The 24,037-nt window shown below is 55.8% G+C and carries 15 protein-coding genes; 2 read left to right on the forward strand and 13 right to left on the reverse strand.

Features of this window, described 5'->3' with window-relative positions; genetic code table 11:
* Window positions 1–7 precede the first annotated feature (7 nt).
* The 6 genes from ACO6TI_RS19145 to ACO6TI_RS19170 all read right to left on the reverse strand — a co-directional run bounded on the left by ACO6TI_RS19145 (window position 8) and on the right by ACO6TI_RS19170 (window position 6,342).
* Window positions 8–601, reverse strand: coding sequence for a L,D-transpeptidase (locus ACO6TI_RS19145; protein ID WP_055118273.1), 594 nt, complete (start codon window positions 599–601; stop codon window positions 8–10).
* Between the two features lie 352 nt (window positions 602–953).
* Window positions 954–2,615: a DUF1963 domain-containing protein gene (locus ACO6TI_RS19150; RefSeq protein WP_422383104.1), complete on the reverse strand. Its 1,662-nt coding sequence runs from the start codon at window positions 2,613–2,615 to the stop codon at window positions 954–956.
* Window positions 2,616–2,758: 143 nt separating this feature from the next.
* The gene (locus ACO6TI_RS19155) at window positions 2,759–4,396 is read right to left on the reverse strand and encodes a fumarate hydratase (protein WP_196892599.1); all 1,638 of its coding nucleotides are present in this window, start codon (window positions 4,394–4,396) and stop codon (window positions 2,759–2,761) included.
* A gap of 142 nt (window positions 4,397–4,538) precedes the next feature.
* The gene (locus tag ACO6TI_RS19160; protein WP_422383105.1) at window positions 4,539–5,096 is read right to left on the reverse strand and encodes a YceI family protein; all 558 of its coding nucleotides are present in this window, start codon (window positions 5,094–5,096) and stop codon (window positions 4,539–4,541) included.
* Between the two features lie 24 nt (window positions 5,097–5,120).
* Window positions 5,121–5,705 carry a cytochrome b gene (locus tag ACO6TI_RS19165; protein ID WP_422383106.1) on the reverse strand — a complete coding sequence of 195 codons (585 nt, stop codon included), beginning with the start codon at window positions 5,703–5,705 and terminating at the stop codon, window positions 5,121–5,123.
* Window positions 5,706–5,757: 52 nt separating this feature from the next.
* The gene (locus ACO6TI_RS19170; RefSeq protein WP_104704258.1) at window positions 5,758–6,342 is read right to left on the reverse strand and encodes a YceI family protein; all 585 of its coding nucleotides are present in this window, start codon (window positions 6,340–6,342) and stop codon (window positions 5,758–5,760) included.
* A 700-nt stretch (window positions 6,343–7,042) separates the two neighbouring features.
* Between ACO6TI_RS19170 and ACO6TI_RS19175 the strand changes: the two genes are divergently transcribed.
* Together ACO6TI_RS19175 and ACO6TI_RS19180 are read left to right on the forward strand one after the other, a co-directional pair.
* On the forward strand, window positions 7,043–7,999 hold the full coding sequence (locus tag ACO6TI_RS19175) for a FecR domain-containing protein (RefSeq protein WP_422383107.1): 957 nt from the start codon (window positions 7,043–7,045) through the stop codon (window positions 7,997–7,999).
* 61 nt (window positions 8,000–8,060) lie between these two features.
* Window positions 8,061–10,832 (forward strand): EAL domain-containing protein, encoded by a 2,772-nt coding sequence (locus ACO6TI_RS19180; protein ID WP_422383108.1) that lies wholly within the window; start codon window positions 8,061–8,063, stop codon window positions 10,830–10,832.
* A 51-nt stretch (window positions 10,833–10,883) separates the two neighbouring features.
* Here the strand turns inward: ACO6TI_RS19180 and ACO6TI_RS19185 are convergent, their stop codons facing one another.
* The 7 genes from ACO6TI_RS19185 to ACO6TI_RS19215 form a co-directional block, all read right to left on the reverse strand.
* Window positions 10,884–12,341: an NAD-dependent succinate-semialdehyde dehydrogenase gene (locus ACO6TI_RS19185; RefSeq protein ID WP_104704260.1), complete on the reverse strand. Its 1,458-nt coding sequence runs from the start codon at window positions 12,339–12,341 to the stop codon at window positions 10,884–10,886.
* Between the two features lie 259 nt (window positions 12,342–12,600).
* Complete coding sequence (locus ACO6TI_RS19190) at window positions 12,601–12,951, reverse strand: helix-turn-helix domain-containing protein (RefSeq protein WP_422383109.1); 351 nt, start codon at window positions 12,949–12,951, stop codon at window positions 12,601–12,603.
* 218 nt (window positions 12,952–13,169) lie between these two features.
* Window positions 13,170–17,519, reverse strand: a complete 4,350-nt coding sequence (locus tag ACO6TI_RS19195; RefSeq protein ID WP_422383110.1) for a translocation/assembly module TamB domain-containing protein — start codon at window positions 17,517–17,519, stop codon at window positions 13,170–13,172.
* A gap of 152 nt (window positions 17,520–17,671) precedes the next feature.
* Window positions 17,672–19,600 (reverse strand): autotransporter assembly complex protein TamA, encoded by a 1,929-nt coding sequence (locus ACO6TI_RS19200; protein ID WP_422383111.1) that lies wholly within the window; start codon window positions 19,598–19,600, stop codon window positions 17,672–17,674.
* A gap of 351 nt (window positions 19,601–19,951) precedes the next feature.
* Entirely contained in the window at window positions 19,952–20,863 is a 912-nt protein-coding gene (folD, locus tag ACO6TI_RS19205; RefSeq protein ID WP_422383112.1) for a bifunctional methylenetetrahydrofolate dehydrogenase/methenyltetrahydrofolate cyclohydrolase FolD, read from the reverse strand.
* Window positions 20,864–21,003: 140 nt separating this feature from the next.
* Window positions 21,004–22,188, reverse strand: coding sequence for an AGE family epimerase/isomerase (locus ACO6TI_RS19210; protein ID WP_422383113.1), 1,185 nt, complete (start codon window positions 22,186–22,188; stop codon window positions 21,004–21,006).
* Window positions 22,189–22,391: 203 nt separating this feature from the next.
* Window positions 22,392–23,930, reverse strand: coding sequence for a trimethylamine methyltransferase family protein (locus tag ACO6TI_RS19215; protein WP_055118255.1), 1,539 nt, complete (start codon window positions 23,928–23,930; stop codon window positions 22,392–22,394).
* Window positions 23,931–24,037: the final 107 nt, after the last annotated feature.

Here is a 24,037-nt window from a genome sequence, read left to right on the forward strand (position 1 = left end):
GTTCTGTTCAGCGCTTGACGACGATCTTGGCGCCGACAGTGACGCTCTTGTAAAGGTGGATGACGTCTTCGTTTGCCATCCGAATGCATCCGGAAGACACTTCCGAGCCAATCGTCCACGGTTCGGTCGTACCGTGAATGCGGTAGAGGGTCGAACCGATATAGAGTGCACGTGCGCCCATCGGATTGTTCGGGCCACCAGGCATGTAGCTCGGCAAGATGCGGCCCTTCCTGCGTTCGCGTGCGCGCATCTGCGCCGGCGGTGTCCAGCTCGGCCATTCGGCCTTGCGAGTCACGCGGTGCGTTCCGGCCCACTGGAAACCAGTCTTGCCGACACCCACACCGTATTTCATTGCCTTGCCATTCGGCAGGACGTGATAAAGGCGGCGCTCCGAAGTATCGATAACAATGGTGCCCGGCGTATAGGGACCCTTGTAGCTGACTTTCTTGCGCCGTACAGGTGACTTGCCACCTGGATGATACTTGGGTGTCACCCAGGTATTGGTGCTGTGGTCGAAATATCCGGCTCGCGCTGATACTTCGGCCGGTAGCAGGAACGATCCTGCCAGAATTGCAATCATCGCATAAAAATAGGTCTTCATTTCTATCCCCCTTCAGCGCCTGCCCAGTTCAAGGCGCGCTACACATCGAAGGTTACGTTAGGAAAATCTCCTTGCTGCACTATTAACAATCATGGCCTAAAAATGATTGGAAGGGCATCTCACGTTGATGTGAGCGGATTGGACTTCGATCAATTGTGCCGCATTTGCAACGCGAATAGCGCCTTAAAGACGTTTGGAAAAATTTTTCAATCAGAGATTGCCGGAATACCGTCGTTTTTGGAACAGACCGTTAGGCATTCGTGAAATTTTGGAACAGCCGAAGGTCGGATCGAAGAATCAAAAGACGCTACTGGCTCGGGAATCAGGCGCTGAAGCGCAAATGTATGAGTGCTCAGTGACCGCCGCACGCTGCCTTGACCCTGTCGAATTCATGGTCATGCAGATCGCTTTCCTCGATCATGAAATCGAACTCACCGCCATCGCGGATGCTCATTTCCGCACCCCAGTCGTTGAACAACTGCAGCAGTAACTGCTCGGCGCTGTCATGCGGCAGGTTGAATTGCACCGAAGACAGGTGTCCGAACATCTGATGGTAACAGTTGCCTGAGCGGGCACCGGGAAATTCCGGGCACTTGATGCCATTTTCGTCTTTCATAAAAACGGGGTGTCTGTCTGAGGCAGCGGCATACACCGCTTCGGGAACGAGTTTTGATAGGTTCGGACTTCCACCGGTTTCGGTGACCAGTCTGTGCAGGGCTCGCTCTATGTCGGCCTTCAGATAGGCGCTGTAGCGTTTGTCGGCGGCTTGTTCCAGAAAGTCGTTCAGATCTTCAATGAACGCATTGACCATTCGCTGTTCGAACTTGCTTTCCTTTAACGTCTCGGCTTGCATCTGCCAGTCTTCGAAACAAGTTTCAAATCCGGTTTCTTCCAGTTTTGCTCCGTGCCGGTTCCGCAGAATTCGGCAAATGAGTGACATTCCCCTTGGTGCAAAGGGAAAGCCCGTTTCGGAATGCGGCCTCAGGACAAGGGGCTTGCCTTCGGCACGCTCCTCTTCTGTTCTGGGCTGAAACAGATGAAATTCGCAAATGTCGGCATTGTCTGTTTCCATTGTGGCGAAGGCCGCTGTCAGCTGTGCCGTAAGATGATGTTTGTGAGCCGAATCATATCCCTCTGGGGAGGCAAAAGGCAGAGCTGCGCTCTCCGGCATGGTTTCGACTTTCGCAAAATTCAGCGGCCATTCCGGAAATACCCTGGTCTTCTCATCGCCCGGGAGGCCGAAAAGCAGGTCGAAATGATAGTTGCCGTCCTTGATGGGCGGCAGGTTTTTCGGGAAGGCTGTCGCAGTGCCGGAGTACTCTGCATCATAAAGAACTTGCATGTCGTTTTGGGGGGCGACATCCGGTTCAGCCCATGTGAGGCTCTCATCGAACCGGCCAAAAAAGAGCAGCAATCCCGTTTCTGGAATACCTTCCGGGCGCCAGGGAAGGTCTGCAAGATCTATCTGAGCAAGGAAATGCAGCGGCAGGCCGGCCTTCACGTGACCAGCGGCTCCGGGCGCTTTTGGCCACGGGACATTTTTGGGAAGACTCGGTAAGCCGCCAACCTTGCTGCGACCGTGTTTCTCGCGATGCGGCGGGTAAGGACGAAAGGCATAAACCGCGTTGCGGGCAAAATGCTCCCGCAGGCTGTCAAAGGACGCGTCCGGGTCGCCTTCTGAAACAGACACCAGCTCCGGAACGATGTCTTTTCTGACGGCGGAGGCAGGTTCCTCGCGTACGGTGCTGACCCTGGATTGCTCTTTCGTCAGGACCTGCTGAACACGTTCGTCGTTGATATCATGGGGTTCCGCGTGCTGCTCCCGGTTGGACTTGGTTGGCAGCACCGAAGCAGTCGCTTCAAAGATCTGCCGGAACAGTGGCCAGAGTACCATACAGGCAACGCTGCCCAAAATCGCAACCAGAAACAGAAAATGCAGACCAGAAAAGCCAAGCTTCTGACTACCATACGCAAGAATGACAAGAACCAGCAGGTATAGTGCGAATTTTACCATGTAAACATCTATGATGTTGAGATTTCACTCACATTTGTTGCCTGCATGGAATAAAGATCCGGTAAAGTTTTTAAGACAAATACAAACTGGTGGGCACAAAAAAGGCAGCCGAAGCCGCCTTTATCTTTCGTTGCACCGGCTGATTAGCTGAGGTGCAGCTCCTTGAAGAAGTCGTTGCCCTTGTCATCCACAACGATGAAAGCCGGGAAATCCACGACTTCGATTTTCCAGATGGCTTCCATGCCGAGTTCTTCGAATTCGACCACTTCGACCTTCTTGATACAGTCCTGTGCAAGGCGGGCGGCGGGACCACCGATGGAGCCGAGATAAAATCCGCCATGAGCTTGACAGGCTCTGCGGACTTGCGCAGAGCGATTACCCTTTGCCAGCATCACCATGGAACCGCCTGCCGCCTGAAACTGGTCGACATAGGCATCCATCCTTCCGGCGGTGGTCGGCCCGAAGGATCCCGACGGCATGCCTTCTGGAGTTTTTGCCGGCCCCGCGTAGTAAATCGGGTGGTTCTTGAAATAGTCGGGGAGGGGCTCCCCGCTCTCAAGTCGGTCGCGCAACTTGGAATGCGCCAGATCCCGGGCAACGATCAGAGGACCTGACAGCGACAATCGGGTTTTGATCGGATGTTTGGTCAATTCACCCAGGATTTCTGACATTGGCCGCGTCAGATCGACATTCACAACATTGTCGGAAAGGGAATCGTCGGTGATTTCCGGCAGATATTTCTCCGGATGCATCTCCAGTTGCTCAAGGAAGATCCCGTCTCTTGTTATCTTGCCGACTGCCTGACGGTCGGCAGAACACGAAACCGCAAGGCCGATCGGCAGCGACGCACCGTGGCGGGGAAGGCGGATGACGCGAACATCGTGGCAGAAGTACTTGCCGCCGAACTGGGCACCGACACCCGTTGCCTGGGTCAGCTTGTGGATTTCTTCTTCCATCGCCAGGTCCCGGAAGGCATGGCCGCTTTCAGACCCTTCCGTCGGCAGCCCGTCCAGATATCTTGCCGATGCAAGTTTTGCGGTTTTCAGGTTCATTTCCGCCGACGTGCCACCAATAACGATGGCCAGGTGGTACGGCGGACAGGCGGCAGTTCCGAGCGTCAGAATTTTCTCTTTCAGGAATTCGATCATCCTGTCATGAGTGAGCAGCGACGGTGTTCCCTGAAACAGGAATGTCTTGTTCGCCGAGCCGCCGCCCTTTGCCATGAAAAGGAACTTGTAGGCATCTTCACCGTCGGCGTAGAGCTCTATCTGTGCCGGCATGTTGCTCTTGGTGTTCGTTTCCTCAAACATGGAAAGAGGCGCAAGCTGCGAATACCGCAGGTTCTTTTTGAAGTAGGCGTCACGCGAACCTTCACCGAGAGCGGCTTCGTCGGAGCCGTCGGTCCAGACCCTTCGGCCTTTTTTGCCCATAATGATCGCCGTGCCGGTATCCTGGCACATTGGCAAGACGCCGTGTGAAGCGATGTTGGCATTCTTCAGTAGGTCAAAGGCCACGAACTTGTCGTTGGCAGTTGCTTCCGGATCATCGAGGATTTTCTGGAGCTGCTCCAGATGTCCCGGTCGCAGATAGTGATTGATGTCCTTGAAAGCCTCTTCAGCCAGCAGCCTCAGCCCTTCCGCGGCCACCATCAGGACCTCTTCCCCCTGAAACTCCGTGGTACTTACGTGATCAGAAGACAGCTTGCGGTACGGCGTCTTGTCTTCGCCATGAGGAAAAAGGGCACTATGCAGGTATTCCGGGGGCGTGAGGGAAGCGTTCATGAGGCGGTTTTCCTGATCTGGCTGTTTCAGCGGGGTGCTTGCCGAAAGTGCTGGAACTTGGTTGCCATTCTCATACGGCAAAAAGGCCGGGGTCGCCAAGTCCCGCGGCCTGCTCATTTGGTTGCATCCGGAACTGGCCGGACTATCGGGTGGCTGTCAGGTCCAGGGTCACCGTAACAGTATCTCCGACCGTATCGGTTCCAACACCGGCTCCGAGCATGTAGTCAAGCCTGTTGAGTTTAGCGGTTCCCTTCGCATTTGCCGTGTCGCCGTCAATATTCAGCGTGAAATCCAGTTGCACGGGATGTGAAACACCCTTGATGGTCAGCGTGCCGCTGGCCTGATAGCTGTTGCCTTCGACAAGCGACGCTCCGTCTGCCTGGAATTCGGCGACCGGAAACCCGGCGACGTTGAACCAGTCTTCGGCCGGCATTGTCGTGTCGAACTGAGGATTGCCTGTGGCAGCACTTGCAGGTTTGATTTGCGCTGAAATTTTCGCAGTTTCCGGCGAGTTGACATCAAAATCGATGCTGGCATCCCAGGATGCAAAGGTTCCCGTCAGTGCCCCGGAGCCCTGCTGGACTTCGAAGCCGAGTTTGCTTTGCGCTGGATCGACGGTCCAGGTTTCACTGAATGCGGGCGTCGCGATGCATAGGGCAGCAGACAGTGAAAGAGAATAGGCGATATTTTTCATGATCATGAAACGATACTCTGATGTTGAGAATTAAGAGTCACCTTTGGCTGGGGCAGTCGATACCATGCGCTTAAGTGTATCGTCCCGGGCGATGAAATGATGTTTGAATGCCGCAGCAACATGAACCACGACAAGCGCTATGAGCAGGAACGCGCCATACTTGTGCAGAATTTTGAAGAAAGCCTCTGCCTGTTCCTTTGTCCCGAGCGCATCCGGCACAGGAAGATGGGGAACCGGCTGAACGTTGAAGAGAACCGTCGGAATGCCCCATGGTGACGCAGAGGCCATGAACCAACCGGTAATGGGCATCGCGAAGATAAGCGCGTAGAGCCCGGCATGTCCCAGATGGGCGGCAAGTTTCTCAAGCGGGTGCATGCCTTCCGGCAATTTTGGCGAGGGGTTCACCAGTCTCCAGCCCAGGCGAAACACCGCAAGGGTCAGCACCACGAAACCGACCGATTTGTGCAGTTGATACAACTGGAAGGTTTCCGCGGCCGTGGGTGGCAGCGTTGTCATGTAGAGACCGAAGGCAAGCATGCCGACAATCAGGACTGCCATTGTCCAATGGAACGCGATTGCTATGCGTCCATAGCCTGACGAGGTGTTGCGCAGCACGGTCCTCTCCTTTGGAAGAGAGGCCGGTCGAACCGGCCTCCACAAGACTGAATCAGTTGGTCGCGTCCGCCTTCAGCGTTTCGGCATGGAACGTAACGGTCACCTCATCTCCCACATAGGGCACAAACATGTCCATGCCGAAATCGGAGCGCTTGAGGACTGTCGACACTGCAAATCCGGCAGCCGCCTTTTTGGCCATGGGATGCTCGCCTATAGCGGTAACGTCGACTGTAAGGGTAACTGGCTTGGTTACGCCTTTCAGCGTGAGGTCCCCGGTCACTTCAAGTTGGTTTTCGCCGGTCTGCTCAACTTTGGTGCTCTTGAAGGCTGCCTGCGGATACTTTGCGGCGTCGAAGAAGTCCGGGCTCTTCAGGTGAGTGTCACGATCCGCCCAGAACGTGTCGAGACTGTCGATATTGACCGTGAATTCAACGGTGGAATTGGCGGGTGTGTCCTGATCGATCAGCAATTTGCCATCCCAGTCGCCAAAACGGCCGTCCGTGGTCGAATAGCCGAGATGATTGTAGGTGAAGGACAGGTTGGCGTGAGACTTGTCGAATTCATATGCGACGGGCTCGGCCAATGCCGGGGCTGCAAGCAGGGAAAGCGCCAGTGCGGAAGTTGCTAGACGGATCATGAGAAAGCCTTGTTTCGTGTGGTCAAAAAGCGTTCGCTCATGAACGCTGCAGGCTGGAAGATAGGTACGAAATCCCGCTGTGCAATTTGACTGACCGTTCGGTGTGACTGAACAATGTTCAGGTGGCATGTCCGGTTGACATTGACAGTGCGGTATTTCGGCACCGAAGTGGAATCAAGTCAGCTTGAAATGCGCGTTTTCTTGACGTGCACGAAGACAATCTCAAGGCATGTCTGACTACCGAAGCAGCAGCGGCGCACTTTGTTGCCTGGATGATTTGGCCAGCAATGATCGTTCGTATTTTGTGAAGGCGACGCGCAGGGATGCCGATCAGAAGAATATCGATATCTTTGCCCTGTTTCGGGGTGTCGAACTTGAATTCGAGCTTCCGACGAGTTTGTCCGCCGGACGACATGAGACTTTCTTTGACCTAATTTACACCTTGGAAACCCTAGTTTGTTAAAGTTGTCAATGTAACGGATGGTTCACCTTGAGTTAAGCAAGAAAATATAAGAAAGAAATCTAAGTTTAGCTGTGAGGTGATTTAGCTATGATTGATAATATATTTAAAAACAACGTTAGGTTGTTGGATCGCGCTAATAATTCTCACAAGAAATACTGGTTGGCTAAAAAATGGATTAGATTTTTTGCTGCCATTTTCTTAATACCGATTATCCTTGCAGGTTCCGGCGTTGGTGTTTTGGCGGCGGATTGGACCGTCAAACGTGTTTCAGGGATCGTCTATTTCGTTGCACCCGGTGTCGAGGCATTTCGGGCAAAGAAAGGCATGGTCTTTGAAAAAGGCTTCACCCTCGGCACAAGGGCCGGTGGCAGGGTGCTGATCGCCAGGGGCGAGGAGACCATATCGGTAGGCCCCAATACGACATTCGCAATTTCCAAATATCAGAGCAACAATTCGAAGACGACTTTGCTTCAGCGCAAGGGCAAGGTAACCGTGGACGTTGCGAAACGTTCAAGACCTCACTTTTTCGTCGAAACACCCTTTTTGGCCGCAGTCGTCAAGGGAACGCGCTTTGATGTGCAGGTGGGTTCAGGTCGAACCCGTGTATCCGTCGAGCGTGGTATTGTTGGAGTTCAGGATTTTTCTTCAGGAGATCGAGCCGATCTGACCAGGGGGCAGAATGCCTCGAGTTCTCGGTCCGGTTCTCAGGGCCTCAGCGTCGGCGGACCAACCAAACCAAGTATTAGCAAGGGCGCCAAAAGGAGTCCGATGGTCGGTTTGTTGGACAATGTCGCCGAGGTTGATCCTGAAACGGCCAATAATGCGTCCGGCAACAACGGGAAGGGACTGTTTGGCGGCTTGTTCGGCAGTAACGGCAATTCGAACGGCAACGGCAACGGCAATTCGAACGGCAATTCGAACGGCAACGGCAACGGCAATTCGAACGGCAATTCGAATGGCAACGGCAACGGCAATTCGAATGGCAACGGCAACGGCAATTCGAACGGCAACGGCAACGGAAATTCGAACGGCAACGGCAACGGCAATTCGAACGGCAACGGCAACGGAAATTCGAACGGCAACGGCAACGGCAATTCGAATGGCAACGGCAACGGCAATTCGAACGGCAACGGCAACGGAAATTCGAACGGCAACGGCAACGGCAATTCGAATGGCAACAGCAATGGAAACTAGGCATGGGTGTGTCGACGTTCGGTCGAGTGCCGGCTGCCACTAAATTGAACGGGTGAGGTGGGTGCAACTTCGGTTGGAGAATTTCGGAAGGCGTTTTATCAGCGCTGTCCTGGTCGCGGTTCTCCTGACCGCGGCCATTCTCGTTCTGCGGGTTACCGGCCTTCCGGCAACGGTAGACAGGTTCCTCTGGGAAGTTCGGTTCAGCCTCGACAAACGCCCGGTTTCGGACAAGATAGTTTTCGTCGACATCGATGCCGGTAGCATTGACAAGATAGGGCAGTGGCCGTTTCCGCGCCGGATATACGCAGATCTGACGGATAAGCTGGCGGCAGCCGGAGCCCTTGATCTTGTCTATGATATCGACTTCAGTGCGGTGTCGAACCCTGAAGACGACGCGTTGTTCGCTGCTTCAATTGAGCGTGCTGGAAATGTAAGTCTGGCTGCTTTTCGGCAGGCAGCATCAGCGGGTTCCGTTGATGCCGAAATAATCAATTTGCCCATAGATCCGTTTCTCGATCATGCCTGGCCGGTGGTTGTCATGGTGCCGATGGAAAGCGACAGCCGGATCTGGCGAAATCTTTATGGATTTGAAATTGACGGGACGACGGAAGTTTCTGCAGCCGCTTTCATGGGAGAACACACCGGCGAGACCAGCGGTTCGTTTTTCCTGGACTTCGGTATCGCGATTGATGAAGTGCCCCGCGTTCCACTTGTCGATGTTTTGAACGGCGCCGTCGACCCTGACCGGTTCGCAGGCAAGAAGGTGATTGTTGGAGCGAGCGCCCAGGAACTCAGGGATCTCTTTGCAGTCCCGGTTTATGGAATCCTGCCTGGCGCAGTGATCCAGGCTCTTGGCGCAGAAACGCTTCTTCAGAAACGGGCGCTTGTACAACAAGGTCAATATCTTGTCCTTCTGGTCGCAGCTTTGGTACTCATCCTCTTGCTGATGACCAAGATCGAAGGCTGGGCAGTCAAGCTTGGAATTCTTGTTCTGTCGGCGCTGGCGATTGAGATCGTTGCAATCAGTTTTCAAAAGTCGATGCCTGTGCTTGTGCCGACTGCAAGTGCCTATCTGTTGCTCATGTTTGCGGGCGTGATTGTTGTTCTGCGCGAACTGGGCCTGCACAAGCTGCTCGCGCGCGTGGCAGACATCAAGCAGCGTAACAGCGAACGTATGCTCGGCCAGGTCTTTGACGACAGTTTCGATGCGATCCTTGTTCTCGACAGCGATTGTGTCATCACAGCTGCCAACCAGACCGCACGTACCTTGTTTTCAAGCGAGGCACTGGCTGGCAGCCCAGCTCGCTCCGTTCTGCCAAATGCACTTGTTGAAGAAGTCATCGCCGTGCTTCAGGCTCCCGACAGCCGTATGCCGGTTCCGCAAATTCTCGTGTTGGCCCAGGATGGTACCAGGCGTCGGTTCATAGAATATGTCGTGACGAAAGCCGAAAAGACACTCGCGGCAAGGAAGGGGCATGACAAGACGGAAATCAGGACACTTGCCTGCATGACCTGTCGTGATGTGACCGACGAGCGCGAGTCGGCTTCACGGCTGGAATATCTGGCAAGATTTGATCCGATCACCGACCTCCTGAACCGAAGCGGTTTCGAGCGTGAAATCTCACGTCAGGCAGACGGCGCCTGCAACAAGAACGAGACAGTGTGCGTAATCCAGTTCGCGGTCACCAACCTGGATCAGATTGTTGCGACCCTCGGGTTTTCCTATGGCGATCGAGTGCGTCAATCGATTGCATCCAGATTGAAAAGTCACCTTTCCCAGGGGATCACATGGTCGGCGATTACCGCAGATGTTTTTGCCGGAGTTTACATTTCCAGGTCTGGTGACGACCGGGAACTTGAAATCGTGGACGAAATTCAGCGCGTAATCGGTGAAGACTACTCGATCGATGGCGCGCGAATTTCGATGCAGCTGAATTTCGGTTACGTGGTTTCAGGTAGCGAGCAGACACCAGACACACTCCTGATGAGAGCCGGAAACGCGTTGTCCAAGGCCAGGCGTGACAACAAGAACCTGACCGTTCGCTTCCAGTCGGAGATGGACACGGCCTTGCAAAGGCGCCGTAAGCTGGAAACCGAATTGTTCAAGGCGATTGTACGGGACGAACTGCGGCTGGATTATCAGCCACTGGTCAATCTCAGGGACAATAGCGTTTTTGGTGTCGAGGCATTGCTTCGTTGGGACAGCCGTGAATTCGGTGCTGTCTCCCCCATGGAGTTCATTCCGATCGCCGAGGAAAACGGCTACATTCAGGAAATCGGATCCTGGGTGTTGAACCGGGCGATGAAGGAGGCGCTGACGTGGGATGCGTCGTTGAGGCTGTCCGTCAACGTGTCTCCTGCACAGTTCTTCAGGGGCAACCTCGTCCAGACTGTTTCGGAAGCTTTGGATCGCGCCAGTTTCCCGGCGGAACGCCTGGATCTCGAAGTTACCGAATCCCTCTTTATCGATGAAAGCACGGACCTGAAGTTTCGCATGGAAGAGTTGAGAGAGCTCGGATGCAAATTCTCAATGGACGATTTTGGTACGGGCTACTCTTCGCTGGGATACATAACCAAGTATCCGTTTTCCAAAATCAAACTCGACAAGTCCTTTGTCAGGGACACCCTCGACAGGGAAGAGGACATGGCTGTCATTGAAGCAGTGCTTCTCCTCGCCGAGGGGTATGGCATGTCGGTGATCGTCGAGGGCATTGAGACGTTCGAGCAGTCGCAAAGATTGCAGTCTCTGGGATGCAAATACGGGCAAGGATACTATTTCAGCCGTCCGACAAGTACCTCTGGTATAGCCGCACTTCTTGCCAAGGCTGCGTGAGCCATGCTCATTTCGGGAAGCGCGGCGGGCAGGGCGCGCCGCTGAAATATCCTACATTCCCAGGCCACCAAGGCAGCTGTACTTGATGTTGAGATAGTCATCGAGCCCGTACTTGGAACCCTCGTTGCCGATGCCGCTCTCCTTGAACCCTCCAAATGGTGCGACTTCGGTCGTTATGACACCTTCATTGACACCGACAAGACCATATTGGAGCGCCTCCATCACCCGGAAACAGCGGCCAAGATCCTGTGCATAGAAATAGCAGGCAAGGCCGTATTCGGTGTCGTTGGCCAGCTTGATGGCTTCGTCTTCCGTGTCGAATTTGAACAGGGCGGCAAGCGGGCCGAAGGTTTCGTCATGCGCCACCTTCATGTCCTGGCTGGCTCCGGTAACAAGCGTCGGCTCAAAATAGGTGCCGGTTCGGTCGGGCCGGTGGCCACCGGTCACCAGCGTACCGCCCTTGTCCAGCGCGTCCTGAACGTGTGCGGCGACTTTTTCAACCGCAGCTTCGTTGATCAGGGGACCCTGTGTAACACCGTCTTCCAGACCGTTGCCTACGGTCAGTTGTTCCGCCATTGCGGATTTGAGCTTTTCTGCAAACGCGTCGTACACGCCGGCCTGTACATAGAACCTGTTGGCGCAGACGCAGGTCTGGCCGGAATTGCGAAACTTGCTGGCAATGGCGCCGTTTGCCGCCCTGTCGAGATCGGCATCGTCGAAGACGATGAACGGCGCATTTCCACCAAGTTCCATCGAAATCTTCTTCATGTTCTTGCCGGCATTTGCGGCCAGCAGTTTCCCCACCCGGGTCGAGCCGGTGAATGTGATCTTGCGGACCGCCGGATTTTCGCACATTTCCTCGCCGATCGCCGGCGCGTCTCCGGTAACGATGTTGAGGACACCGGCAGGAAGACCGATCTTGTCCGCCACGAGACCGTAGATCAGCGCTGAATAGGGCGTGAACTCGGCCGGTTTCATGACCATTGTGCAACCGGACGCCAGGGCTGCACCCAGTTTGCGTGCAATCATGGAGTTCGGGAAGTTCCACGGCGTGATGGAAGCAACAACGCCGACTGGTTCCTTGGTGACGAGGATCCGCCGGTCTGCCCAGGGCGAGGGGATCGTGTCGCCATATATGCGTTTGCCTTCTTCAGCGAAGAAACGGATATATTTCACCCCAAGCGTGATTTCGCCCTTGGCCTCCGCGAGCGGCTTGCCCATTTCGGTGGTCAGCAACACCGCGAGGTCATCCAGCTGATCCATGACGGCATCGCACAACTTGTGCATAAAGTCGGCGCGTGCCTCGGCGGTCAGGGCTTTCCAGGCCGGGAATGCAGCTTCCGCAGCCGCGATTGCCCGAGCCGTTTCGGAACGGCCGCAGTAAGGAATGGTCCCGATACTCTCGCCGGTCGCGGGATTGGCGACAGCGATTGTCTGGCCGCTATCTGCATCGGCCCACGCACCGTTGATATAGACCTGTTGTTTGACTAGTGCCGAGTTTAAAGACATGGAGCACTCCCTGATGTCTGGGAAATAGGATCGGCCGGAGGATTGTCCGGCCCCGTTTGATCAACAGATAGAGTGCGTCTGAACGGTCTGGCAAGCGCTTTTGCGTTCAATCCAGTACGTGCGTGACCTGAACAGTCCGTTCGTCCAGTCAGGTGACATGCCTGACTTCTGCGCATACCTCTTCGGAGGTCGCGATTTGGTCAGGCAATATATGGTTTTGGGAGAAGGGTCGCCGCATCAGTGCAGGACCTGGAGAGGTTTAGCCGTCCAGCCGTTCCTGCAAACCGGCGATTTCGTCTGCAAGTGCTTGTGCCTGCTTTTGAATGCGGTCAAGCGTAACTTTCATGCTGTCCAGATCGGCAGAGGCCGGTTCTTCGGCGAAAGGTGGCGTACCCCGTCCGACAAGAAGCCAGGTCGGGCTCACATTGAGGACACCTGCAAGCAGAACCAGCTTGTTGGAGCGTGGTTCGGACCGGTCACTCTCCCAGCTTTGAAGTGTTGACGTCTTGATCCCCAGGCGGCGGGCCAGCTGCGCAGTCGACAGGCTTGAGGCGTCTCGTGCCTTGCAGATACGTTCACCCAGGGTGTACTCGCTGCTGCGTGTCGTCATTACAGAACTCCCGTCATGACCGGTTCTTCCCGTTACCAAATGAACGGTTTCGTCAGGCAGGAACGGGGAATTTTTTCTATATGGATGGGTCATGGCGCGCACACTTGCATGAACCGCCTGTGCAGTGCAACAGCTGCCAGGCAATTTGTCGCATTGAGAGTGTGCCACGGCGGGAATGAGCAAATTGCTCGGTAATAATGACGGCGGCACTGTTTAGATCAGTACTCGCGTTCGAAGAAAATTCCAGCCTTCGAGGACCCGTCGGCACCAACTTCTCCGCGTACTTTCAGACCTCGGTCAAGATCGATGTCGACCTTGACACGGCTCGAACCGGATCCTGTTCCCTGTTCAACGCCGAGATAGATATTGTCATTGATATACTTGCCGACCGCCACCGATGGGCCGTCTTCACCATCCGTGTTTATGTCAATCGCATCAAGCCCGAGCGACTTGCGGAGGGTTGCCAGCGGTCCGCTGTCGCTGCCTCCGGTAAGTGTCGCGATCGCGGCTGCAAGACTCGCTATCTGCGTCGCTGACAGGTTCCCGACACTTTTGCCGAACAGCAGCAGTGCGAGGACCTCGTCCTGTGGCAGATCAGGCGACGAGCTGAAGGCGATCTCCGGATCATCGGCCTGTCCGCTGACGGTGACCGTGATCGTGGTATCGTTGACGGTTGTCGTTGCAGCAAAATCGATCAAGGGAGTGAGAGACCCGTCGAACGTCGCGCTTCCGCGGGAAAATGTCAGCCGCCTGGTCAAGATATCCAGTTGGCCGCGCTTGAGCGAAAAAGCCCCGATCGCTTGCGGGTCCGCAGTTGTGCCGACGACCTTCAGGTTGCCCTGAAGTTCGGCGTCGAGACCCCGGCCGCGAATGAATATTCGACCAGGCGCGTTGAGGACGATGTCGAGACGAGGGGGGACCGACTTTTGCTCCGCGCTGCTCTGTTTCGGCTCACCGCCAAGGTCCGCAATCTGTTGCCGGATCGCTTTCGATGCGTTTATGTGCCTGACTTCAACGGGAGGAATTGCGCCAGGCAGATACTCCGGTATCGAGATGTCAGCCTTGTTGATCGTAATCGATCCGCCGATCAGGGCGGAACTGGATGGTGATGCAAGCGGACCTGTAATCTTGATGTCGGCATCGACTTCAGCAGTGACCAGGCCCGGGTCGACATAACGGCCCTGGTTCAGTTTCAAGGCAAGATTGGCGGGAAAACCGTCGTTCATCCCGACAGTGCCGGAGGCCGACAGCGAGCCGCCGGTTGCCAGCTCGCCGGTGATGCCGTTCAGCGATGCTTGATCCTGTGTGACCGCTGCATTGCCGCCAATATTTTGGACGGTCAGCCCCGTTGAAAGACTTGTGATCTTCAGACCTGTTGGTGTTGCGGTGATCTGGTAGGTCGGCGAAGCGGCCGATCCGCCGACATTGCCTTTCAGTGCGATCGTGCCTTCACCTCGGATACCCGCTTCGAGCAAAGGGCGTTTCAAGGCGGTGACAGGGACCGATCCGTCGAGCGCAACGGCGAGCGTATTGGGTTGGTCAAGGCCAATTTCACCAGACGCGTTGAGCTTCAGGCCGTTGGGATCGCTCACTGTCGTATTCTGTGAAATCCGGTTGTCCTTGAGTGTCCCAGAAGTCTGCAATCCGAGGGCGGCAAGCCCGTTGTTCTTCAGTTCATTTGCCGTCAGTCCTTGGCCGGATATCGTCCAACTGGCCTCAGGCGCGGTCGAACTTCCCTGCGCCTTGACCGATCCCGACAAGGTTCCTCCAAGTCCGAGAGAAGGGACAAAGGCATTCGCGAGATTTAGCGGGATGGATTTCAGCTCGGCGGCAAGATCCAGTGACTGCCCTGCCGTTCCTGAAAGTGCAAGGGAGCCGTTGCCGAGTTTCAGTTCGAGGGGTTGTATGCTCGTATTGCCGTTTGCATAGGAGATTGTTGTCGGCTGCTGCAGCTGGCTTGAAAGACCCTGATAGCGCATCGTAAGTTCTGACAGGGCGATATCGTAGGCATTTGTCTCCGGTTGCGAAATCTGCGCTGCCAGTGAAAGGCCATCGTCGCTTCCCTGGTCGACCTTCACATCCGCCGTCACGGATATGCCTCCATTGTCCGGCTCAGCCAGCAGTTTGACGGCGTGAACAGGTGTCGCGTCCGTAACAAGGTCCGACAGCTCGATATCCGCGGAAGCTGATTGGGGCGTGTAGGGCGCTGCAATGTCCGCTTTCAGCTTGACACTGCCGATGCTGAGCGAAGGAACGTCGATATCCGAGCCGACAACATCGAGCGCCAGTTTCTTGCTGTCCGGATCTGCCAGAACCGTTCCTTGCAAACGTCCACCGATTTCGGTGAGCAGCAGAGGCGAGAGTGACGCAAGATCAGGGGCGTCGATCTTGAGATTTCCCTTGAGTGTTTCAACCGGATTGTCCAGGTCGGCAACGGCGAGTGCACCGGTCACGGTGTTGCCTGCGAGTTTGACCGACAGCGGATTGATATCCGCACCGCCGTCTTCGCTTTTGAGTTCGACGTCAATCGCAATCGGTTGACCGTTCAGGCTGGCGGAGGATTTGATTGTCGCGCTCGGAGCCGCGGTGTCCGCGATGGCTGTTGCTGAAAAGGAAAGATTGTCAAGAGGGGTGCCTGCGAGCATGATCTGCTTTGATGCCGCGTCCGCCTCAACGTTCAGCGCATCGATCGGCCCGGTTGTCTTTGCGGTTACGTCCAGGGAACCCGCCAGTTGAGAGTCCACCTTGCTCAGATCCTCGAGAGCGATGGAAAATTCGGACGCAAGTGAAGCCTCCTGATAATGGGCATTGCCATCAATGCTGAGCGCTGTGTTCTTGAGCGACAGGCTTTTCACCGTCACGTCTTCAGAGCCAGCGAAGGCAAGGGCCGCATCGATCTGCGTGTCGCCTGCCAGCAACGTATCAGCCTGAGCAACACCCGTGGCCAGATCGCGCGTGGAGATGGCAGCGGTTGCCGATCCGTTGACGGTCGACGGATCGAGGTCGGCGGAAAAGGATGTGGAAACACTGCCACCGAGTTCCCTTTGTGCCAGCGTCGAGAAGACGGCAAGGTCAGCAACAGAAAGGCGGCCCTGACCGGAGACCTTGTTTAGCGATACCAGTGTGTCCGACAGTGTCAGCGCCGCCGCAGTGGAAGTGAAAGCCAGTTTCGAGAACGTGACGGACTTGTCGGCGCCGTTGAGAACGCCTTCCGACTTGAGAGACACAGCTCCCGAAAGCGGCTCGGCCTGAGGTGTCAGTCCCTCAAGATTCGCAACTGAAACCGAAAGAGAAAATGGCGAAGACAACGCGTCAGGCTGCAGGTCGGCGCCGTTCCCTGCCGTTTCCAGCACGATCTTGCCGCTCTTGACCTCGTTGGTCTGGAAGGAGGCCAGGTCGAGCGTGAGCGACCAGTCGGCCGCCGCCTCGCTGCCGGTCACGGAAAACCTGGCATCGAGCGCACCGAACGCAATACGTCTGTCCGACATGTCGACAGCGATGAGAGCATTGTCTCCCGCGTTGATCGATACGGATCCGGTCGCGTTGACCGCCGCGTTGTCAAGATTTGCATTGGCATTCAAATTGACAGTCTGCGTGGTCAGTTCAATGTTCGCGGAAAGCGGTGCAAAATCGGACGAAAAGCGCGCATTGCCGGTGGCATGTGTCGTACCTGTGAGGAAGGCCTTCGCCGTCGGAGGGGCAAGCGGTTCCAGGTCACCATCAAGATCAAAAGTCAGTTGCCTTCCTTGCGGTTGCTCTGAAAGTTTCGCGGAGCCTTTGACAGTTGACCTTCCGTCAAGCGCCACATCCAGATTGGCGGCCCAGTCCGTCAGGGGACCGCTGCCATTCAGGGCAAGCTTTACGGCTGGCAAGTCTGGAACATCCAACAGACGCGCGGCCAGTCCACCGCGCGGCTCTGAAAGAACAAGATCGAACGCGAGCGTTTCGGCGGCTGGTTCGAATTCGGCATTTGCGGTCAGACCGGCGTCAATTCCGTCAACGCGGTGAACATCGAGGGCCGCAGTAACGACAGCAGGATCAAGTGCGAATGCACCCGAACCGCTGACCTTGAGCGAGACGGGTTCCCCAATCAGGGAATTTCCGAGATTGATCTCGTCAAATACGAGGCTCTCGAGCGAGACGTTGAACGGCAGCGAAACTCCGCCTGAAGGGTCATTTTCACCGTCCCCTGCCTCGACTTGAGCAACCGGTTCGCTCGCTGGAAGCCGATTCAAGTCAATCCTGCCGGCTGAAATGGAGGATATGTCGAGATCGCCGGTCAGGAGCTGCAATGGGTTCCAGTTCAGGCTGAGCCTTTCAGCGTTAAGCCAGACACCGTCCTTGTCGGCAATACTGATGTCCTCGACGGACGCATTCAGTCCGAAGCTCAGGTAGATGCCTTCAACCGATATTGTCTGAGTGTCGTTCGACGCGAGCGAGCTCACAACGCCGGACACCAGGGTGCGGCCGGAAGGAACCTGCAGCGCTGCGATCACGAGCACCGGTATTGCGATCGCCACAACGATCAGGAATCCGAAGATTCGCAGGGCAAGGCTTAAAAAACGCATCTAGAACAGAATCTGCAAATTTAGGGGTCAATGCAAAGGAAAAACAGGATTCGCCAGATTTTATCAGGCCTTTTTGGCGTCAGTTAGACACTGTTTATCCGTTTCACGGCTGAAAGCAGGGCAATTCGGTCTGACATTAGTCGAGGCTGTACTCAAAACGCCTGGCTCAATCCGACATAAAGAGCAAAATCTGGGTCATCCTTGCCAGGATCAAGTGGTATTGCCGCATCTACGCGCAACGGACCGATTGGCGTGAAATATCTGAGACCGGCGCCAACACCCACCTTCAATTCCTCGGAAAAATCGGGGACGCTGTCTTCGTACGCATTTCCGGCATCGACAAACCCGACGATACCGATCGTCTCCGTCACTCTCATCCGGATCTCTCCGGACAATTCGACCAGGGAGCGTCCTCCCACGACCTCATCACCAACCCGCGGACCAACATTGCGATAGGCGTAACCCCTTATGGAGCCGCCACCGCCGGCTATGAAACGGCGGCTGGCCGGAACAGATTCAACCGATGGCGCCAGGATCGATCCGACCGTCACCTTGCCCGCCAGGATGAAACGCTTCGCCTCGTCCAGCGCATAGTAGCTGGACACCGTTCCTTTCATGAAGCCCATGGCGTTGGAGTTGAGCGTGTCATAGGCAGGTTCTGCGAACAGTGCCGCGAACACCCCCTTGGAAGGGTTGAGCTTGTCGTCCCTGTTGTCGAAAGTCAGGTCTGCCGGCAATCCGACCAGAAGATATTCATCTTCCCCGAAAGCGTCTTCCTCGTCCGCAAAGAACACTTCGGCTCCGGCGCGGCCCTTCAGCTTTTCAGAAAACTCGCGATTGAGAAAGGCGTTGTACGTGACTGTTCTGCTTTTGTAAGCGTCAGGATTTTCCTGCCGTGCCTCCAGGCTGGTGGAGAAGCTGGTGAGGGGACCGAAAACGCCGGGCTTTTCGAACGCTATTCGGGCCGAGTATTCCTGATTTGCAAAACTCTCGGTGCCGATCCGGCCGACGGATCCTTCAACGGAAAGCAATTCGCCGCGGCCAAAGAGGTTCCTCCGGCGCCAGTATGCCTCCACACCAAACCCCTCGGTGCTCGACCAGGAAGCACCGGCGCCGATTACGTGGCGTTTGCGTTCACTGACCTCGATTGCGATAGGAAGCGTTCCGTCGGGTCCGGCAATGTCACCTTCAACGAACCGGATGGATGAAAAGATACCGAGATCATTCAGGCGTTTGCGGGCGCGAGCGATGTCTTCGGGAGAATAGATGCCACCTTGCGGCAACATCGCTTGCTGCTTCACGAAACCCGGATCAGTGACTTCCGTACCGTTTACAGAGACCGCGCCGAACCTGGCCTGCGGCCCGGCGTCGGCCACGAGGGCGACATCGAGTTTGTTGGTGCTGTGGTCTGCAGTAATTCGCCGCTCCGCGATTTTCGCCTTCGGATATCCGCGACCACGCAGTATCGAAACTATTCTGCCTTCTGCCGACAATATCTTGCCCGAGCCGGCGGTCTCACCGGGTGCCAGTCCCCAGAAGGATGGATCAGTCGACAGGTCACCGCCCGTTGAGGAGATCGAGACATTTCCGAATGTAAATTCCGGACCCGGGTCGACCAGAATGGAAACTTTCACCGGGCGCCCATCCGGAAGGTCGCTTTGTTCAAGTGCGGTTTCGAGCGGCAGTCCGGCAAGCTTGATTGAAACGGTCCCGCCGTAGCGGCCATCGGCGTAAAGTTTTGCCACCAGCCGTTCACGGTCCGAAAGCGCGCGTGCGATGAGCCCGGCTTCGCCGGATGGCGGTTTGTCCTGCTGCTGAAGTAGCAGGGAAGTGCTCTTCATGTCGCTGGTCAGATCTTCATTCCCGGTCGAGACGGCAAGCTCCGCCTCATAGGGAATTGGATCAGGAACAGCTTCCCCTTCTTCTTCCGCCCCGCCGAAGGGTTTCCAGCCGAAGATATCGAAGGCATTCGCAGGCAGGGCAACAGCAAAAAGAAATAGAAAAACGAGGCCGAATGCAAAAGTATGTTTAACAACGACAAAAAGGCCGGTCGCTGAGTGAGCAACCCGCTTCTTTTCCACGCACAACCGCGTGTTCCGGCATCGGCCGGAATTGCAAGACGGTAGACCCTTCACTTACTGCCGCCTGACGGGTTGGTCCTGCCGGAGCGCACTCATCCTTTGATATGGCGCTTCGGCTGAACTGCTAACGCAGCCCCTACGAAAGCCAATGTAGGCTGCCATGGTTAAATCTTGCTGAATCTCGATAGACCATGACGTACAGCTGAAAGCAAGAGCCAAGGTGATCCAATGGCTTGGCCAGAACTGTTGATACTAGGGTTTTTTGCCAATTGAACCGTGCTTATGATCGACAAAAACAAACACGCCGGATGTGCCCGGCGTGTATTACTGTCAAATAACTGTTCCGATGAACTAGAAGAGGGGTTCTTCTTCAGGAAGACCCAGCAGACGTCTGGCAGCGGTGAGCGTGTTGACCATCAGCATTGCAATTGTCATGGGACCAACACCTCCCGGAACTGGTGTAATCGCGCCGGCGTGACCAACCGCCTCATCGAAGGCAACGTCGCCGACAAGGCGGGACTTTCCTTCGCCGCGTTCCGGAGCAGGGATCCGATTGATGCCGACATCGATCACGGTTGCCCCGTCCCTGATCCAGCTTCCCTTGACCATCTCCGGACGGCCAACAGCAGCTACGACGATATCGGCACCGCGAACAACGTCGGGAAGGTCCTTCGTTCGGCTGTGCGCGATCGTGACCGTGCAGCTTTCCTGCAAAAGCAGGCTCGCCATGGGTTTGCCGACAATGTTGGACCGTCCGACGACAACGGCGGTTTTACCGGAGAGTGTGTCCCCGAATGTGCGCTTCAGGAGAACCAGGCTGCCGGCCGGTGTACAGGGGACGAGTGCGCTGTCGCGCTCGCCAGCGGTCAGAAGACCGACATTCACCGGATGAAAACCGTCAACATCCTTCTCCGGGCGAATCAGCCGAAGAACCTTGCTTTCCTCGATGTGGCCGGGCAGGGGAAGCTGTACAAGGATACCGTGAATGTCGGGATCATTGTTCAACTGCTCGACGAGCGAGAGGACCTCTGCCTCGCTCGAATCCGCAGCTAGCGTATGTTTGACCGAGTGGAAACCACAGGCCTCTGCCGCGCGATCCTTGTTGCGTACATAAACCTGGCTTGCCGGGTCTTCACCAACGAGAACGACCGCAAGACCCGGACGTTTGCCGGTGGTTTCAAGCAATGCGGCTGCGCGGCGTGTGATTTCGTCCCGAACAGATTCTGCAATGGCCTTGCCATCGATGATTTGGGCCTGGGGCATTCAGCCTCCTTGTCGCTGGTACGGTTGTGTCGATCAAATCCGGCGACAAGCTATAGAATGACCTGCTGAAATGAGAAAGGCTGTTTGCGTCGTTTCCTACTCTGGTTTCGCCATTGTGACTGTTGGCAAAAACACCACGCTCAGGACCCGCCGGTAAATCGGTCCAGTTCGGATACAGCACAAACGATGTGGTAGAGAGAACTGGCAGGTGCCGGTTCGTCGGCGAACGAGCCGGCCGGGTCCATCTTGTCGAGATATAGCCCGTCTGGAGCTTTGTCCAGATAGATGCGCAATGCACTGACCGCCGCCGGGATGTCCGTGAAATAGGCTTCTCTTTCCGCTCCGCCAGAGACTTCGGTCAGCGCAATCGCGGCTTTTATCCACTCTGTTTGTCCCCAAAGGCGAGCGAGCGGATTTTGAACGGTGAAATCGTCGTTCAGCGCCATGAAAGTGACGCCCCGGTTCTCGTCGATACCGTAGGTCCAGCCAATGTCGTATAGCCTCCGGGACGCTATGATCGCTGCGGCATCCTGGCGCGATCGTCCCCAACGGCACAACAACCATGCCCATTCGAACTGATGTCCCGGTTCCATGATGCGCCCCCTGTCTCCGGGCAAGGGGGTCCAGTCCAGGTCAAAAAATTCGCGAAGACCACCGCTGACCGGATCGATAAAGCTGTTCAGCGCAAGTTCTGCAATTTCATCGGCAAGTTCCGCCCAAATGGGATCATCCGAGGTGTCCTCCCAAGCAAGGCAGGCTTCAAACAGATGCATGTGGGGATTGGAGCAAAGCGGGCGGCGGTCAGGATTTGCCTCGCGGAAACCACCTTCCCGATGCTTGTAGTGTTCTACAAGGAAATTCACCAGATTGGCGGCCTGTTCGGTGGCCTCCGCCTTCCTGGCCGGAAGATGAGAAGCAACATTTGCAAAACAGAACAGCGCGAAAGCCTGATTGTAGAGATCGAATGTGTGGTCAACGATCTTGTTTTCGATGTCGACCGCCGAAGCGAAATAACCGCTTCTGGTCAGGTAGTTCTGCAAATACCAGTCGAAGAGGGACGTGGCCACCTCGTCGGCCGGACCTTCCCAGCCAAGTTTAGCCCCTTCAAGAAATGAATATATCTGACGCGGAACAACACGCGCACGCCGCGGATCCTTCGTGGGTTTTTGATCGATCAGGTCGATGGCTTCGAAACACTCTCCTTTGGCAAGGTCGACCCCGCAGGTGAACCACACCGGAAGCGCCTTTTCGGTCAGCCAACGGGTCAGTTCCGACGAGATTGGATGCAGCGGTTGAACACCGGTGTTCTGGTTCGCGTTTTCCATCAAATTCCTCATTGGCCGCAGAGATGAACAATCGGGCAGAATCGGTAACAGAGATTCTCGATCAGTCTGAAGACAATAATGCGGAATCTGGACTTATCACGATGAAACTGGGCGCGGGCAATCTGAGGTGCTCGATGATAGCCGGAAATTCGTCTTGAAAACAAAAGTGCCCCGGTCAGACCGGGGCACCTGGGTGACTTGCTTCAGACGTTGCTGTCCGGGAATGAGGCCTTGCGCTCGGTGATATAGGCCTGCAGGGCGTCGTCAATGCCAGGGTCGAGCTCCGGCCCGCTATACGACCTGAGCATCTCCTTCCACCTTGAATTGGCACGGGCCGCCGAATCGAGCTCACCATCGGCCAGCCATTGTTCGTACGAGTTGTTATCGGCGATCGCCGACCGGTAGAACGCGGCTTCAAAATTGCGCTGCGTGTGCGCTGCGCCAAGAAAGTGGCCGCCAGGACCGACCTCCTGCAAGGCATCCATCGCAAGGGTTTCCTCTGAAATCTCGATACCCTTGGCAAGCACGTGCATCATGCCGAGCTGGTCTGCGTCCATCACGAATTTCTCGTAGGAAGAACACAGTCCGCCTTCCAGCCAGCCTGCCGAATGCAAGGCGAAGTTCACGCCGGAATGAAGTGTTGCAAGGATCGTTTGTGCCGATTCCTGTGCGGATTGTGCGTCGGGCAGTTTGGACGCAGTAAACGAACCGCCGGAACGAAAGGGCAATTTGAGCCGGCGAGCCAGTTTCGCTGCACCGTTGAGCAGCAACGATCCTTCCGGACTGCCGAATGTCGGAGCTCCGGACTGCATCGAGATCGAGCTGACGAACGCGCCGAAAACGACAGGAGCTCCAGGGCGAATAAGTTGTGTCAATGCGCAACCGGCCATGGCCTCCGCCAAAACCTGTGACAGTGTCCCCGCCACTGTTACAGGGCTCATGGCGCCTGCCAGAATGAACGGAGAAACGATACAGGCCTGATTATGGCGGGCATAGACCTTGAGTGCGCCAAGCATGGTCGAATCGAACACAAGCGGCGAGTTTGCGTTGATCAGCTGGATCATGACGCAGTTCTGGTCGACGAACTCTTCGCCAAATGCGATCTGAGCCATCTTGACTGAATCTTCCGCACGTTCCGGTGCAGTGACTGATCCCATGAACGGTTTGTCGGAATACTTGATATGGGAATAGACCATGTCGAAATGGCGCTTGTTCACCGGCAGGTCCACAGGTTCGCAAACGGTTCCGCCTGAATGATGCAGCCAGGGTGACATGTAGGCCAGCTTCACGAAGTTTCGAAAATCCTCGATCGTGCCGTAGCGCCGCCCCTGGTCGAGGTCGGTGACAAATGGAGGTCCGTAGACAGGCGCAAACACAAGATTGTTGCCGCCGATTTCCACATTCCGGGCGGAATTTCGAGCGTGTTGCGTAAATTGCGACGGTGCGGTCTTCAGGATCTCGCGCAGCATTCCTTTGGGAAAACGAACGCGCTCACCGTCGACTTCGGCTCCGGCATCTTTCCAGATTTCCAGGACTTCCGGATCTTCCCGGAATTCCAGACCGATTTCCGCAAGAATCCGGTCGGCGTTGGCTTCGATCCTTTCAACGCCTTCCTCACTGAGGACGTCGTAATTCGGGATGTTTCTGGAAATATAGGGAACAGCCTGACCTGCGGGACCCGATTGCCGGCGTTCGCGGCGGGCGGATCGTCCTCGGCGGCCTGACGGGGCGGCGTCTGACATTACTTCAGCTCCAAAGGTGGTTTTTTTGTTTGGCGTAGTCTTTATCAGGCACATGTGCAACCCGGCTCCAGAAGCGTCGCACATTGCTATAAATGCGTCATGTTACT

Source organism: Roseibium album (assembly GCF_965233825.1).
In the GTDB taxonomy this organism is placed as follows: domain Bacteria; phylum Pseudomonadota; class Alphaproteobacteria; order Rhizobiales; family Stappiaceae; genus Roseibium; species Roseibium album.